This window comes from Cellulosimicrobium sp. MI9406 (genome assembly GCF_040595865.1).
GTDB lineage: Bacteria > Actinomycetota > Actinomycetes > Actinomycetales > Cellulomonadaceae > Cellulosimicrobium > Cellulosimicrobium funkei.
In genome coordinates, this window is sequence record NZ_JALIZI010000004.1 from 49,191 (window position 1) to 66,163 (window position 16,973).

Below are 16,973 nucleotides of genomic sequence, written 5' to 3' on the forward strand. Positions count from 1 at the left end.
CGTTCGTCCGGACCTCGTGTCCACCGATCGGTGGACGGTGGTTCGACCAGGGGCGCCGCGTCGCGTACAGTGATCCCTCGGTGGTTGACGCCCGCCACGCTGGTCCGCGCCCGTGAGACGACTTTCGTCCAGGGAGCGGGGCCGTGCGGGGCGCCGTCGGCACGAAGGGTAGTGGCGCAATTGGTAGCGCAGCGGTCTCCAAAACCGCAGGTTGCAGGTTCGAGTCCTGTCTACCCTGCACGGCGTGGCTCTCGCGGGACCTTCCCGGGATCCGCGCGCGGCCCGGCACCGGGTCGCACCGAGGGTTCGAGCAGGTCCCGTACGTGAGCGATGGGGAAGATCGAGTGAGCGAATCGCCGTCAGAGGCCGTGGGCGCAGGCGGTGCACGCGCCGACGAGGTGAAGAAGAAGGGCGGTCCGTCCGCGGACAAGAAGCCCAACGTCTTCGCGCGCATCGCCCTGTTCGTGCGCCAGGTGGTCGCCGAGCTCCGCAAGGTCGTCACGCCGACGCGGTCCGAGCTCATCACCTACACGACGGTGGTCCTCGTCTTCGTGGTCGTGGTCATGGCGTTCGTGACCGTCCTCGACCTGGGGATCGGCCAGGCCGTCCGGTGGGTCTTCGGCTAGCGCACGACCTTCCCCGGCCAGGCCGGGTCAGCACGGCAGCCGGCGCCTCTCGGGGCGCCGTCGGCGCTTCCAGAAGAAGTCTTCGAGCAGTTCGTTGAGAAAGCAGGTTCGTTCGTGTCCCAGGAGTCGCTGGACCAGACGGAGAACGTCGACCCGACGCAGCCCGAGGGTGCCCAGGACGACGTCGACGAGACCACGGACGTCCCGGCGGTCGACGGAGCCGACGAGGCCCTCGACGCCGCTGACGAGACCGACGACGACGCGACGGACGACGCCGCTGACGAGACCGACGACGCGTCGGACGACGACGAGCCGTCGGACGACGACGAGGCCGACGAGGTCCGCCCGGCCGACGAGGACGGCGACGTCATCGAGGACCCGGTCGCGGAGTTCAAGCGCACGCTGCGCTCGCAGCCGGGCGACTGGTACGTCATCCACTCCTACGCGGGCTACGAGAACCGTGTGAAGGCCAACCTGGAGAACCGCATCCAGAGCCTGAACATGGAGGACTACATCTTCCAGATCGAGGTCCCCATGGAGGAGGTGGCCGAGATCAAGAACGCGCAGAAGAAGATCGTCCGACGCGTGCGCATCCCCGGCTACGTCCTCGTCCGCATGGACCTCACCGACGAGTCGTGGGGCGCCGTGCGCCACACGCCCGGTGTCACCGGCTTCGTCGGCCACACCCACCAGCCGGTGCCGCTGACGCTCGACGAGGTCTTCTCGATGCTCGCGCCGATGCTCACCCCCGCCCCGGAGGCCGGCAAGCCCGCGCAGGCCGCGGCGAAGGCTCCGGTCGAGGTCGACTTCACGGTCGGCGAGTCGGTCACCGTCACGGACGGCCCGTTCGACACGCTGCCCGCCACGATCTCCGAGATCAACGTCGAGAACCAGAAGCTCAAGGTCCTCGTCTCCATCTTCGGCCGGGAGACCCCGGTCGAGCTGTCGTTCAACCAGGTCGCCAAGATCTGACGCGCGGGCGGCACGAGCCGCCCCGCGTGAGCGCAGTACTGCAACCGGGTCATCGCCCACGGCGTCGGCCCACGAGAAGAAAGCCAGGGAAGAGTCATGCCTCCCAAGAAGAAGGTCTCCGGCCTCATCAAGCTCCAGATCCAGGCCGGTGCGGCGACGCCCGCGCCGCCGATCGGCCCCGCGCTCGGTCAGCACGGTGTGAACATCATGGAGTTCTGCAAGGCCTACAACGCGGCGACCGAGTCGCAGCGCGGCAACGTCATCCCCGTCGAGATCACGGTCTACGAGGACCGCTCGTTCACCTTCGTGACGAAGACCCCGCCGGCGGCGGAGCTCATCAAGAAGGCCGCGGGCGTGCAGAAGGGCTCGGCGACGCCGCACACCACCAAGGTCGCGAAGATCACCGCGGACCAGGTGCGCGAGATCGCCCAGACCAAGCTCGAGGACCTCAACGCGAACGACCTCGACGCCGCGTCGAAGATCATCGCCGGCACGGCCCGCTCGATGGGTATCACGGTCGAGGGCTGACGAAGGACCGAGGCCTGGCCGGTGTGCCGGCCTCGTGCACGACGTCGCTCCGCACCCCGCGGGCGACGGTGGCAGGGTCCGCGCGGACCCGCTGACCACGACTGCAGAAGGAGAAGCAGATGGCAACGCGCAGCAAGGCGTACCGCAACGCCGAGGAGAAGATCGACCGCGAGCGTCTCTACGCGCCGCTCGAGGCGATCCGTCTCGCCAAGGAGACGTCGACCGTGAAGTACGACGCGACCGTCGAGGTCGCGTTCCGCCTCGGTGTCGACCCGCGCAAGGCGGACCAGATGGTCCGTGGCACGGTCAACCTCCCCCACGGCACGGGCAAGACCGCCCGCGTCATCGTCTTCGCGAACGCGGCGAAGGCGGAGGAGGCCCGTGCGGCCGGTGCCGACGAGGTCGGCGGCGACGACCTGATCGAGAAGGTCGCCGGTGGGTACACCGACTTCGACGCCGCCGTGGCGACGCCGGACCTCATGGGCAAGGTCGGTCGTCTGGGCAAGGTGCTGGGCCCCCGTGGTCTCATGCCGAACCCGAAGACCGGCACCGTGACGATGGACGTGGCGAAGGCCGTGTCGGACATCAAGGGCGGCAAGATCGAGTTCCGTGTCGACAAGCACGGCAACCTGCACTTCATCATCGGCAAGGTCTCGTTCGACGAGAAGGCGCTCGTGGAGAACTACGCGGCGGCCCTCGAAGAGGTCCTGCGTCTCAAGCCGTCGTCCTCGAAGGGCCGGTACATCACCAAGGCCACGCTGGCGACGACGATGGGCCCCGGCATCCCGCTGGACCAGTCCAAGACGACGAAGCTGCTCGAGGACGACGCCGCCTGACGGCAGTCCTCCCCGCGGACGGTCCTCCGTCCGCACCACGCACGACGGCGCGGCACCCGACCAGGGTGCCGCGCCGTCGTCGTCTCAGCAGGTCGCCCGAGGGCGTGCCGGCCGGGTCAGCAGGCGCCGAGGTCCTTCCAGACGCCCCACTGCCCGCTCTGCGCGGGGTTCTCGTTGGTGGTCCACCACTTGGCCTCGTAGGTGCGGCCCTGGTGGGAGACGCGGGCGCCACCGGTGTAGACGGCGGAGGCCGACCACGCGGTCGCGGTGCAGGTCCCGGGGTTGGTGGGGTTCGTCGGGTTGGTGGGGTTGGTCGGCTCGGTGGGGTTGGTCGGCTCCGTGGGCGTGGTCGGACCGCTCGCGAGGCGGCCGCCGATCACGGACGCGACCTGGTAGCCGTTGGTCTTGTCCCAGTTGATCGACCAGGTCATGACGCCGCCGATCTTGCCGTACGGCTTCGCGGGCTTGAAGGCGCCGCAGCCGGTGCCGACCTCGAGGCAGTCGACGGCCTTGACGACGTTCGCGAGCGGCTGGTAACCGCCGCCCGCGGCGCGCGGCACGGCCGGGACGCCGATGCCCACCTGGTCGGGGCGCAGGCCCATCTCGAGCTGGATGCAGGTGAGCGCGGTGAGGAAGTCGACCGTGCCCTGCGAGTAGACCTGCTGGTTGCAGCCCATCATCGAGCCGGAGTTGTAGTACTGGGTGTTGACGATGGTGAGGATGTCCTTGATCGCGAGCGTGAGCTGGTAGTACCCCATGCTCGTCGCCTGGTAGTCGATCGTCTGCGGCGCCATGGTGAGGATCAGGCTCGGACCGACCTTCGCCGCGAGCTGGTGGAGGGCGCTCGACATGTACGTGGCGTTGATGCCGTGCTCGAGGTCGATGTCGACGCCGTCGAACCCGTACTTCTGCATGAGCGCGTACGTGGTGTCGGCGAAGTTCTTCGCCTCGGTCGCGTTCGAGACGATGACGTTCCCCTTCTCGCCGCCTACGGAGATCACGACCTTGCGGCCCTGTGCCCGGATGGCCGTGACGTCGGCCTTGAACTGGGCCTCGGTGTAGCCGCCGAGCTCCGCGCTCGCGAGGTTGAACGTGATGCCGCCGGGGGTCCCGGCGAGGTTGTCCGCGAAGGCGATCGCCACGAGGTTGTACGCCTGCGGGACCTCGGACAGGCGCATCGTCACGGAGCCGTTGTCGAAGTTGTGCCAGTAGCCGGTGAGCCACTGCGTGCTGCCCGACGGCGCGGCGGCGCTCACGGGAGCGGCGGGGGCGGCGGACGGCGCCGCGGCGGTCGCGGGCGCGGCGGCGAGCGCGCCGCCCGCGACGACGGTCGCCGCGGCGACGACGGAGGCGAGGGCGCGCAGCGCGCGCCCGGTGAGGCCGCGCGTGCGGCCGGGGAGGACTGTTCTCACGGAGGTGCTCCTCGTGCTCGGGCGGGGCGCGTCGTCGCGCCTCGCCGGTCCGCACCCGCGGTGTGGGTGCAGGGGTCGCTCCCGACGCTAGGCCCGGTGCCCGCCGCGCGGCATGAGGGATTCCCCGGAACTTCGGGCCCCGCGGTTACGGGAGAACTCGTACCCTCCGGGAGGCGTGGCGACGCTCCGGGCGCAGCCGCCGTCGGGCCCTCACGGCGCGGTGCCGGGCCCGCCGTCGTGGCCCGCGCCGTGCCCCGGCAGGTGCCCCAGGGCGGGCAGGTGGGACCCGTGCGGGACGGCGTGCCGTGCGGCGTCGGTCCCGCCGAGACCGAACGTCGCGACGGCGGCGACCACGACGGACACCGAGAACAGCGCGACGAGCCGCGCCCCGGCGCGCGCCGGCGGGCCGTCGGCGGGGACGCGCGCCGGGCGGGCGAGGACGCACGCCGTCGCGACCCGCAGGGCGGCCGCGGCGGCCGCACCCGCGGAGAGCGGCACGCCGGACGCGACGGGCACGGCCATCCCGGCGACGGTCGCGACGAGGAGCAGGGCGATCCCGACGCGCGGGACCGCCGTCGCGCGACCGGGCCGCGGTCCGCGGGCGAGGAGCACGAGCGCGATGACGAGCTCCCCGGCCCCGGTGGCCAGCGCGAGCAGGCCGGACGGCGCCGGGAACGCGCCCCGGACGAGCCCGAGGTCGACGATCCCGGCGCCGAGCAGCGCGAGCGCGGCGCCGACGCGGCGGGTCGGGACGGGCGTCGTCATGCCGTGACGGTGCGGCCCGCGTCCTCGCGGTCCGCGGCGAGCCCGACGCCGAGGAGCAGCAGCGCGCTGGCGAGGTGGAGCACGTTGTCGGCGCCGTTGAGCGCGATGATGTTGGCGCCGGTGTCGACGAGGAACAGCCCCACCACGCCGACGAGGAGGTACACCGCGCCGATCGCGACGTTCGTGCCGCGCGCGGCCCGGACGCTGCGCGACGCGAGCAGCAGCGCCGCCCCGATGCCGAGGTGGACGATGTTGTGCAGGGGGTTCACCTCGAACAGCAGGAGGTTGCGGCCCTCGGTGGCGGCGAAGCCGACCCCCGACGTCACGACGAAGCCGGCGAGGCCGACCAGCAGGTAGACGGTGCCGAAGACGGCTGCGAGCAGGCGGTTCGGGGACGAGGTCATGGTGGTCTCCGCTCGGTGGTCGCGCGGCCTCTCCGCGCGTCGCCCCGGGTTCGGAGCGGTGCGCGATCCGGACGGGTCCGTCGGTGCGGGTCTCGGGCCGGGATCGCTCCGGACGGAGCCGACCGCGATGTATCAGACGGGCGGTCCGCCCCTCTCGTCCGGGTGGAGGAGCGCCGACCAGACGCTCCCGCCCGTGTGCCGGAGGGACGAGATGCGACGCAACCGCACGAGCCGGGAGGGGTGTGACCAGTGACGATGGTTGTCGACCCCACCGGCCCGGCCGTAGAATCAGGCGCTTCCGGGGACCCCCCGCTGATGCCTGACCGGACGAGCGTGCCGAGGACAGTGCGCCCCATGACCAGAACGACCGACGAGGTGGCCGACACCGGCGAACCGGGCCTCAGCCTGGGGGACCGGGGTGCGTTCGCGCTCCTGGAGTACCGCGACGGCCGCCCGGAGGCGCTCGGGGACTTCGTCCGTGAGGCGTCCCCCCTCCTGTGGCACACGGTGCGCGCGCAGGGCGTCGAGCGCGAGCAGGCCGACGACCTCGTCCAGACGGTGTGGGTCGCGCTCGTGCGCAACGCGATGACCATCAAGGAGCCGCACGCCGTCCTCAAGTGGCTGCTCATCACGGCCAAGCGCGCGGCCTGGGAGGCCGTGCGCAAGCACCGCGACGAGGCCCGACGGCGCACCGAGCTCCCGGACGACACCGACGAGGGCGTCCCCGAGCTCCCGTCGGGCGACCCGACGCCGGACGTCGAGGTGCTCCGCAACGAGCGCGACCGCTCCCTCTGGGCCGCGCTCGACCGGCTGCCGGAACGCTGCCGCCAGCTCCTGCACCTCGTGTCGCTCGCCGACCGTCCGGACTACAAGGCCATCTCGGCCGCCATCGGCATGCCCGTCGGGAGCATCGGCTCCACGCGGGGCCGCTGCCTCGCCAAGCTGCGCGACATCATCGACGACCAGGGGGAACCGTGGGAAGCATCATGAGCACCGAGCCGACGCACAGCCCCGACGAGCCGCTCGACGCCGTCGACCTCGCCCTCCTGGCCGACCTCGCGCGGATCGCCGAGGAGATCGACCCCGTCCCGGACGGCCTCGTCGAGCGGTCGCTCTTCGCGATCACGCTCGCCGGGCTCGAGGCCGAGGTCATGGAGCTGGAGTACGTCCAGGCCCCCGCGACGTCCGTGCGCGGCGACGCGCCGCCCGTCGAGGCGCGCACGATCACGTTCACGTCCGAGTCCGTCACGGTGATGATCTCGCTGTCCCCGACGGACGACGGCCGCATCCGGATCGACGGCTGGGCCGCCCCCGCGACGGCGCTGCGCGTCGAGCTGCACCGCCCCGGCGTGGTGAGCGAGACGACGAGCGACGACGACGGCCGCTTCGTCTTCGAGGCCGTCGACCGCGGCCCGGCGAGCCTCGTGGTCCGCCGCGCCGACGGCGCCGGCGGTGCCGTGAGCACGCCGGTCGTCGAGCTCTAGCACCCGGTGGGCCGCGGGCGACGCCCGCGGCCCACCGACCGCACCACCACCAGCAACGCTTCCCCGCGCAGCGGTGCGCGGGCGGCCGCCCGTCGACGACGACGCGCGCGGCACCGGACGAACGTCATCTCCCGAGGAGGAGCACGTGAGCGAGACCCCTGAACCCCCCGCAGCGGCGGACCCCGGCTTCTTCGGCGACCGGCCGAGCCGGCTCCAGTGGCGCACCCGCACGATCGACCCGGTCGCCGCGCAGCGTCGCGCCGGGCAGCAGTCCCCGCACCCGACCTGGTACGTGGGCGACCGCATCCTCATCCCCGAGTCGCCGTTCGACCGCGAGGGGAACCGCTCGCTGCGGTGGCTCGAGCGCGCGGCCGAGCGTCTCGGCCTCCGCGTGGAGGTGCAGCAGGAGAGCATCGACGACGCCGAGCTCGTCCGTGAGGCGGGCCTCGACCCGGAGACGACGACCGACCTGCTCCGCACGTTCGGCTACTCCGTGCGCCTGCGCTACCGCGACGACGCGCAGGGACAGCTCCCGGACGCCTGGCACCTCGTCGAGGAGCTGCGTGGACGGCTGTGCCCCGACGACCGGCACAGCCCGCGGCTCGCGCTCGACCACATGGTCGCGCCGACCCCGTTCATCGGCGGCCAGCCGTACACCCAGCCGTTCCCGTACACGCAGCCGCACCCGTACACCCAGCCCCACCCCTACACGCAGCCGCACCCGTACACCCAGCCCCATCCCTACACGCAGCCGCACCCCTTCGCGGGCACCGCGGAGTACTCCCTGCCGGGCTCGGGCGGCCGCACGCCCGTGAGCTGGATCGGGCCCGTGCCGCGCCGCGCGCTGCCCGCGGGGGACACGCCGTGGGTCGCGGGCGACGGTGTCCGTCGCCCCGTCGTCGCCGTGCTCGACACCGGCGTCGGCGAGCACCCGTGGTTCGACGACGACCTCGAGACGCGCGGCACGATCGTCGTGCGCGACCCCGAGCTGCTCGGTCAGCCGCTGTCGACGCTGCCGCCGACGGAGTACCCGTACGAGGACCCGGAGATCGGCGGCGTGTCCGTCTCGCCCCTGACCGGTCCGCTCGACCCGGTCGCGGGCCACGGGACGTTCATCGCGGGCCTCGTGCACCAGCTCTGCCCGGACGCCGTCATCCTCGCCCCGCGTCTCTACGGCGGGTCGGGCATCGTGCCGGAGCGCGACCTGCTGCGGACGCTGCGCCGCGTGCTCCTGTGGCACGTGCTCGGCCTGTCCGGTCACGACGGCTACGCGCCGATCGACGTGCTCGTGCTCTCGCTCGGGTACTACCACGAGCGCCCGGAGGACGCGGACTTCGACGCCCCCTTCGGGGCGCTCATCCGCGCGCTGCGCCGGTACGGCGTCGTCGTGGTGGTGTCGTCGGGCAACGACGGGCAGACCCGCCCGACCTACCCCGCGGCGTTCGCCCCGCGGATCAACCGGAAGGCGGAGCCGCCCGTGCCGCTCGAGGGGGTGACGCTGCTCCTCGACGAGCCGCCGGTCCTCACGGTCGGTGCGGAGAACCCCGACGGGACGGTGTCGCTCTTCAGCAACGACGGCCCCTGGATCACGTGCACCCGCCCGGGCGCGGCCCTCGTGTCCACGATCCCGCGCACGATCGACGGCGCCGTCGCGCCGTCGCGCCACGTCCAGGAGCTGTGGGGCCCGGGATACCGCGCGACGATCGACCCCGAGGGGTTCCAGGGCGGGTTCGCGACGTGGAGCGGGACGTCGTTCGCGGCGCCCGTCCTCGCGGGCGAGCTCGCGGCGTCGCTGCTCGAGCGGATCGCCGACGACCCGACGGACCCGGGCGTCCTGCAGCCCGGCCAGGGCGCGCCGGACCGCTGCGCCTGGCTGTGGCCGTCCATTACCCTGGCGACGGGTCTGGTCCCGACCCCGGGTGACGACGCATGAGGTGATGAGCGGTGGTGCGCAGCGGCCGGGAGGTGCTCGAGGCCCGACTGGCTGCTGCGCAGGCCGTGAACGCGCGCGGCCAGCACCGGCGCGCGAGCCGTGCGTTCGCGCAGATCGTCCAGGACGTCGACGCCGCGGGCGAGGACGCGAGCCGGGACGACGCCTACCTGGCCGCGCGCGCCCTGCTGGGGCTCGCGCTCGCCGAGTTCGAGCTGACGGGCGACGTCGACGGCGCCTACGAACGGCTCGCCGAGGTCGAGGCGCGTGGTGCCGCGCTAGCCATGCGCGACCTGGCCCTCGTCGTGCGGTCGCAGCGCGGGCTCCTGCGGCTGCGGACCGGCGACGTCTCCGCCGCGCTGGACGAGCTGGAGACGGCGGCCGAGGTCATCGACGACGCGCGCCCCCTCGACGCGGCCGTCCTGCTGCTCAACCTCGGCTCCCTGCGCCTCGAGCTGGGCGACGCCGAGGGGGCGAGCCGCGACCTCGACGACGCCGTCCACCGGGCCACCGCGCTCGGGGACGAGCTCCTGGTGTCCAAGGCCCGGCACAACCTCGGGTACGCGGAGTACCTGCGCGGCGACCTGCCGGTCGCCCTGCGCGCCATGGACGAGGCCGCGGCGCAGGCGCCGGACCGGCACGCCGCCGTCGGGCTCATCGACCGCGCGCAGGTGCTGCTCGACGCCGGCCTGCTCACGGAGGCGGACGAGGCGCTGAGCGAGGCGCGCGAGCACCTCTCCCGCTACCGCATGCTGCGCGACCTCGCGGAGGTCGAGCTGGTCCGGTCGCGCGTCGTGCTCGGCCTGCGGCGGTACGCCGAGGCGCGGCGCCTCGCCCGCTCGGCGTCGCGCCGGTTCGACCGCCTCAGCAACAGGCCGTGGGTGCTGCGCGCCCGCGTCGCGGAGCTCCAGGCGGCGCTCACGGAGCACCGCGCGACACCCGTGAGCCCGGCGCGCGCCCGTCGGCACGCGACCTGGGCGCTCGACCTCGCGCACGACGGCGAGACCCTGGGCAGCGTCTCGGGTCTCGGGATCACGGTCCCCGCGCGACTCCTCGCCGTCGAGTGGCTCGTGTCCGCGGGCGACGTGCGCGGGGCGCAGGAGGTCCTGCGGGCCGTGCCCCCGCGGCTCGGCCGCGCTCCGCTCCCCGTCCGGCTCCAGCACGAGGCGGTCCTCGCGCAGCTCGCGTTCGTGGCCGGCGACCGGCGCGCCGGCGTCCGCGCCGTGCGGCGCGGCCAGGCGGCGCTCGCGGACCACCGCGCGCGGCTGGGGTCCGTGGACGCGGTGACGGCGTCCGCGGTGCACGGCGTGCGGCTCGGCAACGTCGACGTCGAGGCGGCGCTGCGCACCCGGCGCCCCGGGACGATCTTCGACGCCGTCGAGCGTGGCCGGGCGGCGTTCGCCGGGACGGGCCGCGTGCGCCCGCCCGCGGACCCGGTCCTCGCGGACCTCCTCGCCGCCGCCCGGCGCGAGGTCGAGGCGGCCCGCGCGCTGGGGGCGCCCTCGGACGCGGCCAGCCTCGCGCGCCGGCAGGACCACCTCCAGGCGGCGCGGCGCCTCCAGGACGACGCACGACGGCGCTCCTGGCAGCACGGGGGAGGGGCCGCCGCCCCGGTCCCCGCGTCGGAGCGGCGGCTGCGCGCCACGCTGGCCGATGTCGGGTCCGACGCGGTCGTGGCCGACCTCATGCTGGACGGCGACGACGTGCTCGCCGTCCGCGTCAGCGCCCGGGGTTCTCGGCTCGTGCGCCTCGCGTCGCGCGCAGCGGTCGCCGAGCAGGTGCGCCGTGCGCGCGCGGACTTCGCGGTCCTGTCGAACGTGCTCATCCCGGTCCCCATGCGCGAGGCCGCCGTCGGCTCGCTGTCCCGGACGCTGGCCGCGCTCGACGACGCGCTCGTCGTCCCGCTCGAGGCGGACGGCGACCTCCACGTCGCCGCCCGCGACCTGCTGCTCGCGCTGCCGTGGGCCTCGCTGCCCTCGCGGCGCGGGCTGCGCACGTGGGCGAACTCGTGGGTGGACCTGCGCGACGGCGAGCCGGTGCGTCGGACGGACGAGGCGCTCGTCGTCGCCGGGCCGGGCCTGCGCTTCTCCGGCGCCGAGGCGAAGCTCGTCGCGTCCGTCTGGGAGGGGGCCGAGGCGCTCGCGGGGGAGGAGGCGACGTGCGAGGTCGTCGTCGACGGGCTGCGCACCGCGGGGGTCGTGCACCTCGCCGCGCACGGCACGCACGAGACCGACAACCCGTTGTTCTCGTCGCTGCGGCTCGCCGACGGCCCGCTGTTCGCGCACGAGCTCGACGGCACCGACCTGCACGGTGTGGTCGTCGTGCTGTCGGCGTGCGAGGTGGGGCTCTCGACGCCGCGCATCGGCGGCGAGTCGCTCGGCCTGACGAGCGTCCTGCTGCGGCTCGGCGCCCGCGCGGTGATCGCGAGCGTGGCCCCGCTGCGCGACGACGTCGCGGCGCGCGTCATGCCGTCGCTCCACGCCGAGCTGCGCGACGGCGCCATGCCGGGGACGGCGCTCGCCCGGGCCGTGGCCGACGAGCCCGAGCCGGTACCGCTGGTCTGCTTCGGCCCGCTGGTGCTCTGACGGCACGGGCCGTGGTTTGGAGCACGCGCCGTCGTCCCGTACGATGAGCGTGTACCCAAGACCGCCGGTCGTCCGACGCTGCCCGCAGACTCCGTCTGCAGGACGTGACGGACCGAAGTCCCGCCCACGAGGTGGAGGCCAGCGCAGGTAGCGAATCGACGACGTCCGCCCGGCCCCGCCGCGCGTGCGACTGCGAGCCCCGCGCCTGCGCGGGGCTCTTTCTCGTTCCGGGACGGACGCCGGTGGTACCACCACCGGAAGGATTGCCATGGCGAGGCCGGACAAGGCAGCCGCAGTCGCCGAGATCTCGGACAAGTTCCGCGACTCGAACGCTGCCGTGCTGACCGAGTACCGCGGGCTCACCGTCGCGCAGCTCAAGCAGCTGCGTCGGTCGCTCAGCGGCAACGCAACCTACGCCGTGGTGAAGAACACGCTGACCGCTATCGCGGCCAAGGAGGCCGGTGTCGAGGGACTCGACGCCGACCTGCAGGGCCCGTCGGCAATCGCCTTCGTCACCGGGGACCCGGTCGAGGCTGCCAAGGGTCTGCGTGACTTCGCCAAGGCGAACCCCGCGCTGGTCATCAAGGGCGGTGTCCTCGACGGGCGCCCCCTGACCGCCGCGGAGGTCACGAAGCTCGCGGACCTCGAGTCCCGCGAGGTCCTGCTGGCCAAGGCGGCCGGCGCGATGAAGGCCAAGCTCTTCCAGGCTGCCTACGTCTTCACCGCGAACACCGCCCAGGCCGCCCGCGTCATCGATGCCCTGCGTCAGAAGCAGGAATCGGAGGGCGCTGCCGCCTGATCCCGCGCCCGGGGCACGCCCCGGTCTCGTGATCCACGCAGCGCAAGCACACACCCCGCTTCTGGCAGGCCCGCACCGGGCCGCTGCCGAGCACCGACCGAAAGGAACGCCATCATGGCGAAGCTCAGCACCGACGAGCTCATCGAGCAGTTCAAGGAGCTCACCCTCATCGAGCTCAACGAGTTCGTGAAGGCCTTCGAGGAGACCTTCGAGGTCACCGCCGCCGCACCCGCCGCCGTCGCGGTCGCCGCCCCCGCGGGTGGCTCGGGCGACGCCCCGGCCGAGGAGGAGAAGGACGAGTTCGACGTCATCCTCGAGGCTGCCGGCGACAAGAAGATCCAGGTCATCAAGGAGGTGCGCGCGCTCACGTCCCTCGGCCTGAAGGAGGCCAAGGACCTCGTGGACGGTGCCCCGAAGCCGGTCCTGGAGGGCGCGAACAAGGAGACGGCCGAGAAGGCCAAGGCTGCCCTCGAGGGCGCCGGCGCCACGGTCACCCTCAAGTGATCTCACCGGTCCCGTCCTGACGGGACCGGTCGCACGCCGCACGAGGCCCGCACCCCGCCCGGGGTGCGGGCCTCGTCGTTTCCCGGGGGCGGCGCCGGGCGGCCAGGAGGGCCCGGAGGGCGAGCCCGCGGCGTCGCGCGGCGTCGCGCGGCGTCCTGGGGCGACCGGGATCCGACGGCGTCGGCGCACCGGCTTCACGGAACGGCCACGAGTGTGCCACCATGTGCGGGTCGACGACGCAGGACAGCGAGGTCGACAGCAGCAGGTTCAGGGCCCGCACGGCGGGCCGGAGGACGGGCGACGAGGCTCGTGCGAGTACCGGCGAGGCGCGCAGCGCCCGGGGCCGGACGGGGGAGTGTGCCCCGAGGTTGTGTGGCGACGCCTTCTTGGGGTATGCTCACGCTTTGCGCTGTCCTGTGCCCCCGATCTCATATACCCCCGACCCCCTCGACGACGTACGTGCGCGTCCGCGAGGTGTCGTGGCGGCGGTGATCGTGTCCAGCCCGGCCGGTGCAGCGTTCTTTCGATCTGCAGGGAAGGACCCCTCTTGGCTGCCTCGCGCACCCCTTCTGCTCCGTCCGCCGACGCCATCGCGAACCGCACCGCATCGCGTCGCCTCTCCTTCGCCAAGATCTTCGAGCCGCTCGAGGTCCCCGACCTGCTGGGCCTCCAGACCGAGAGCTTCGACTGGCTGCTCGGCAACGAGGCGTGGCAGGCGCGCGTCGCCGCCGCGGCCGAGGCCGGGCGCCAGGACGTGCCCTCGACGTCGGGTCTCGAGGAGATCTTCGAGGAGATCTCCCCGATCGAGGACTTCGGGTCCTCGATGTCGCTGTCGTTCTCCAACCACCGCTTCGAGCCGCCGAAGTACACGGCCGACGAGTGCAAGGAGAAGGACTTCACGTACGCCGCGCCGCTGTTCGTCACCGCGGAGTTCGTCAACTACAACACCGGTGAGATCAAGAGCCAGACGGTCTTCATGGGCGACTTCCCGCTCATGACCGAGCGCGGCACGTTCATCATCAACGGCACCGAGCGCGTCGTCGTCTCGCAGCTCGTCCGCTCGCCCGGCGTCTACTTCGAGCGCGCCGCCGACAAGACGAGCGACAAGGACATCTTCTCCGCGAAGATCATCCCGTCGCGCGGTGCCTGGCTCGAGTTCGAGATCGACAAGCGCGACGCCGTCGGCGTGCGCGTCGACCGCAAGCGCAAGCAGTCCGTGACCGTGCTGCTCAAGGCGCTCGGCCTCACGGAGTCCGAGATCCGCGAGCAGTTCGCGGACTTCCCGTCGGTGCTCGACACGCTCGAGAAGGACCACGTCCACACGCAGGACGAGGCGCTCGTCGACCTCTACCGCAAGATCCGCCCGGGCGAGCCGCCGACGGTCGAGGCCGGCCGCGCGCTCCTCGAGAACTTCTACTTCAACCCGAAGCGCTACGACCTCGCGAAGGTCGGTCGCTACAAGGCGAACAAGAAGCTCGGCATCGACGCGCCGCTCAGCGACTCCACGCTGTCGGTCTCGGACGTCGTCGCGACGATCAAGTACCTCGCGGCGCTGCACGCGGACCACGCGAGCATCCCGGGCACCCGCAACGGCGAGGCCGTCGAGGTGCGCGTCGAGACGGACGACATCGACCACTTCGGCAACCGCCGCATCCGCGCCGTCGGCGAGCTCATCCAGAACCAGGTCCGCACGGGCCTGTCGCGGATGGAGCGCGTCGTGCGCGAGCGCATGACGACGCAGGACGTCGAGGCGATCACGCCGCAGACGCTCATCAACATCCGCCCGGTCGTGGCGTCCATCCGCGAGTTCTTCGGCACGTCGCAGCTCTCGCAGTTCATGGACCAGAACAACCCGCTCGCGGGCCTGACGCACAAGCGTCGTCTCTCGGCCCTCGGACCGGGTGGTCTGTCGCGCGACCGCGCCGGCATGGAGGTCCGTGACGTCCACCCGTCGCACTACGGCCGCATGTGCCCGATCGAGACCCCTGAGGGTCCGAACATCGGTCTGATCGGCTCGCTCGCGTCGTACGGGCGCATCAACCCGTTCGGCTTCATCGAGACGCCGTACCGCAAGGTGACGGCGGGCAAGGTGACCGACGAGGTCGTCTACCTCACGGCCGACGACGAGGACCGCCACGTCATCGCGCAGGCGAACCAGACGCTCAACGCCGACGGCTCCTTCGCGGACGAGCGCGTGCTCGTGCGCACCAAGGGCGGCGAGGTCGAGATCGTCCCCGGCGCGCAGGTCGACTACATGGACGTCTCGCCGCGCCAGATGGTCTCGGTCGCGACGGCGCTCATCCCGTTCCTCGAGCACGACGACGCGAACCGCGCCCTCATGGGCGCGAACATGCAGCGCCAGGCCGTGCCGCTGGTCCGCTCCGAGGCCCCGCTCGTCGGGACCGGCATGGAGTGGCGCGCGGCCGTCGACGCGGGCGACGTCGTCGTCGCGACGAAGCCCGGTGTCGTCACCGAGGTCTCGGCCGACCTCGTGCTCGTCGCGAACGACGACGGCACGACCGGCAGCTACCGGATCGCGAAGTTCCGCCGCTCGAACCAGGGCACGAGCTACAACCAGCGCGTGCTCGTCGACGAGGGCCAGCGCGTCGAGCCCGGCTCCGTCCTCGCGGACGGCCCGGCGACCGACGAGGGCGAGCTCGCCCTCGGCCGCAACCTCCTCGTGGCGTTCATGTCGTGGGAGGGCCACAACTACGAGGACGCGATCATCCTCAGCCAGCGTCTCGTGCAGGACGACGTGCTCTCCTCGATCCACATCGAGGAGCACGAGGTCGACGCGCGCGACACCAAGCTCGGCCCCGAGGAGATCACGCGGGACATCCCGAACGTCTCCGAGGACGTCCTGGCGGACCTCGACGAGCGCGGCATCATCCGCATCGGTGCCGAGGTCGGCGCGGGCGACGTCCTGGTCGGCAAGGTCACGCCGAAGGGCGAGACCGAGCTGACCCCGGAGGAGCGCCTCCTGCGCGCGATCTTCGGCGAGAAGGCGCGCGAGGTGCGCGACACGTCGCTCAAGGTGCCTCACGGCGAGTCCGGCACGGTCATCGGCGTGCGCGAGTTCAACCGCGAGGACGGCGACGAGCTGCCCGCGGGCGTGAACCAGCTCGTGCGCGTCTACATCGCGCAGCGCCGCAAGATCACGGACGGCGACAAGCTCGCCGGCCGTCACGGCAACAAGGGCGTCATCTCCAAGATCCTGCCCGTCGAGGACATGCCGTTCCTCGAGGACGGGACGCCGGTCGACGTCGTCCTCAACCCGCTGGGCGTCCCCGGTCGTATGAACGTGGGCCAGGTTCTCGAGACGCACCTCGGGTGGGTCGCGAAGCAGGGCTGGGACATCTCGCTCGCCGACGGCAAGGACCTCTCCTGGCGGGAGAACGTCCCGGAGATCGCCGCGACGTCCGAGCCGGGCCGTCCCGTCGCCACCCCGGTGTTCGACGGCGTCCACGAGGACGCGCTCACGGGCCTGCTCTCGACGACCATCCCGAACCGCGACGGCGACCGCATGGTCGGCGCCGACGGCAAGGCGCGCCTCTTCGACGGCCGCTCCGGCGAGCCGTTCCCCGAGGCCGTGTCGGTGGGCTACATGTACATCCTCAAGCTCCACCACCTGGTCGACGACAAGATCCACGCGCGCTCGACCGGCCCGTACTCGATGATCACCCAGCAGCCGCTCGGTGGTAAGGCGCAGTTCGGCGGTCAGCGCTTCGGCGAGATGGAGGTGTGGGCCCTCGAGGCGTACGGCGCGGCCTACACGCTCCAGGAGCTCCTCACGATCAAGTCGGACGACGTGCCCGGTCGCGTCAAGGTCTACGAGGCGATCGTCAAGGGCGAGAACATCCCCGACTCGGGCATCCCGGAGTCCTTCAAGGTCCTCCTCAAGGAGATGCAGTCGCTGTGCCTGAACGTCGAGGTGCTCTCGAGCGACGGCGTGTCCATCGAGATGCGGGAGTCGGACGACGACGTGTACCGCGCAGCCGAAGAGCTCGGCATCGACCTGTCGCGCCGCCCCAACGCGGCGTCCAGCGTCGACGAGATCTGATCTCGGGCAGGTGGGAGCGGGTCACCCCGCTCCCACCGACGACCCCCACACCAACCGTCTTTTTGGCG

General features: G+C 72.5%; 14 protein-coding genes and 1 tRNA gene. 12 read left to right on the top strand and 3 right to left on the bottom strand.

Annotated elements, in window-relative coordinates; all coding sequences use genetic code 11:
- Nucleotides 1–165 precede the first annotated feature (165 nt).
- The 5 genes from MT994_RS08365 to rplA all read left to right on the top strand — a co-directional run bounded on the left by MT994_RS08365 (nt 166) and on the right by rplA (nt 2,962).
- Nucleotides 166–238, top strand: a tRNA-Trp gene (locus MT994_RS08365).
- Nucleotides 239–398: 160 nt separating this feature from the next.
- Complete coding sequence (secE, locus tag MT994_RS08370) at nt 399–626, top strand: preprotein translocase subunit SecE (protein ID WP_034653782.1); 228 nt, start codon at nt 399–401, stop codon at nt 624–626.
- A 114-nt stretch (nt 627–740) separates the two neighbouring features.
- On the top strand, nt 741–1,598 hold the full coding sequence (gene nusG / locus MT994_RS08375; protein ID WP_354805885.1) for a transcription termination/antitermination protein NusG: 858 nt from the start codon (nt 741–743) through the stop codon (nt 1,596–1,598).
- 96 nt (nt 1,599–1,694) lie between these two features.
- Nucleotides 1,695–2,126, top strand: a complete 432-nt coding sequence (rplK, locus tag MT994_RS08380; RefSeq protein ID WP_021482529.1) for a 50S ribosomal protein L11 — start codon at nt 1,695–1,697, stop codon at nt 2,124–2,126.
- A gap of 119 nt (nt 2,127–2,245) precedes the next feature.
- Nucleotides 2,246–2,962, top strand: a complete 717-nt coding sequence (gene rplA / locus MT994_RS08385) for a 50S ribosomal protein L1 (RefSeq protein WP_074808882.1) — start codon at nt 2,246–2,248, stop codon at nt 2,960–2,962.
- A 116-nt stretch (nt 2,963–3,078) separates the two neighbouring features.
- Here the strand turns inward: rplA and MT994_RS08390 are convergent, their stop codons facing one another.
- From MT994_RS08390 to MT994_RS08400, 3 genes are all read right to left on the bottom strand, one after another.
- Entirely contained in the window at nt 3,079–4,374 is a 1,296-nt protein-coding gene (locus MT994_RS08390) for a glycosyl hydrolase family 18 protein (protein ID WP_354805888.1), read from the bottom strand.
- A gap of 210 nt (nt 4,375–4,584) precedes the next feature.
- Nucleotides 4,585–5,139, bottom strand: coding sequence for a hypothetical protein (locus MT994_RS08395; protein WP_194522164.1), 555 nt, complete (start codon nt 5,137–5,139; stop codon nt 4,585–4,587).
- Nucleotides 5,136–5,543 carry a DUF4383 domain-containing protein gene (locus tag MT994_RS08400; protein WP_043659485.1) on the bottom strand — a complete coding sequence of 136 codons (408 nt, stop codon included), beginning with the start codon at nt 5,541–5,543 and terminating at the stop codon, nt 5,136–5,138. Before MT994_RS08400 ends, MT994_RS08395 begins: the two co-directional genes overlap by 4 nt.
- A 354-nt stretch (nt 5,544–5,897) precedes the next feature.
- Between MT994_RS08400 and MT994_RS08405 the strand changes: the two genes are divergently transcribed.
- From MT994_RS08405 to rpoB, 7 genes are all read left to right on the top strand, one after another.
- Complete coding sequence (locus MT994_RS08405) at nt 5,898–6,533, top strand: sigma-70 family RNA polymerase sigma factor (protein ID WP_034653623.1); 636 nt, start codon at nt 5,898–5,900, stop codon at nt 6,531–6,533.
- A complete protein-coding gene (locus MT994_RS08410; RefSeq protein WP_034653625.1) occupies nt 6,530–7,027 on the top strand; it encodes a hypothetical protein in 498 nt (165 codons plus the stop codon). Before MT994_RS08405 ends, MT994_RS08410 begins: the two co-directional genes overlap by 4 nt.
- A 145-nt stretch (nt 7,028–7,172) precedes the next feature.
- Nucleotides 7,173–8,960 (top strand): S8 family serine peptidase, encoded by a 1,788-nt coding sequence (locus tag MT994_RS08415; RefSeq protein WP_354805889.1) that lies wholly within the window; start codon nt 7,173–7,175, stop codon nt 8,958–8,960.
- Between the two features lie 11 nt (nt 8,961–8,971).
- The gene (locus MT994_RS08420; protein ID WP_354805890.1) at nt 8,972–11,542 is read left to right on the top strand and encodes a CHAT domain-containing protein; all 2,571 of its coding nucleotides are present in this window, start codon (nt 8,972–8,974) and stop codon (nt 11,540–11,542) included.
- 268 nt (nt 11,543–11,810) lie between these two features.
- The gene (gene rplJ / locus MT994_RS08425; protein ID WP_021483443.1) at nt 11,811–12,341 is read left to right on the top strand and encodes a 50S ribosomal protein L10; all 531 of its coding nucleotides are present in this window, start codon (nt 11,811–11,813) and stop codon (nt 12,339–12,341) included.
- Nucleotides 12,342–12,455: 114 nt separating this feature from the next.
- Nucleotides 12,456–12,845 carry a 50S ribosomal protein L7/L12 gene (rplL, locus tag MT994_RS08430; RefSeq protein WP_021483444.1) on the top strand — a complete coding sequence of 130 codons (390 nt, stop codon included), beginning with the start codon at nt 12,456–12,458 and terminating at the stop codon, nt 12,843–12,845.
- 547 nt (nt 12,846–13,392) lie between these two features.
- Nucleotides 13,393–16,905 carry a DNA-directed RNA polymerase subunit beta gene (gene rpoB, locus MT994_RS08435; RefSeq protein ID WP_021479867.1) on the top strand — a complete coding sequence of 1,171 codons (3,513 nt, stop codon included), beginning with the start codon at nt 13,393–13,395 and terminating at the stop codon, nt 16,903–16,905.
- The last annotated feature ends 68 nt before the right edge of the window (nt 16,906–16,973 follow it).

Excerpts from the sequence above, each read along its gene's own strand:
- rplK (WP_021482529.1), top strand. The coding sequence starts at position 1,695 with ATGCCTCCCAAGAAGAAGGTCTCCGGCCTCATCAAGCTCCAGATCCAG.
- rplA (WP_074808882.1), top strand. The coding sequence starts at position 2,246 with ATGGCAACGCGCAGCAAGGCGTACCGCAACGCCGAGGAGAAGATCGAC.
- MT994_RS08395 (WP_194522164.1), bottom strand. The coding sequence starts at position 5,139 with ATGACGACGCCCGTCCCGACCCGCCGCGTCGGCGCCGCGCTCGCGCTG.
- MT994_RS08400 (WP_043659485.1), bottom strand. The coding sequence starts at position 5,543 with ATGACCTCGTCCCCGAACCGCCTGCTCGCAGCCGTCTTCGGCACCGTC.
- MT994_RS08405 (WP_034653623.1), top strand. The coding sequence starts at position 5,898 with ATGACCAGAACGACCGACGAGGTGGCCGACACCGGCGAACCGGGCCTC.
- MT994_RS08410 (WP_034653625.1), top strand. The coding sequence starts at position 6,530 with ATGAGCACCGAGCCGACGCACAGCCCCGACGAGCCGCTCGACGCCGTC.
- rplJ (WP_021483443.1), top strand. The coding sequence starts at position 11,811 with ATGGCGAGGCCGGACAAGGCAGCCGCAGTCGCCGAGATCTCGGACAAG.
- rplL (WP_021483444.1), top strand. The coding sequence starts at position 12,456 with ATGGCGAAGCTCAGCACCGACGAGCTCATCGAGCAGTTCAAGGAGCTC.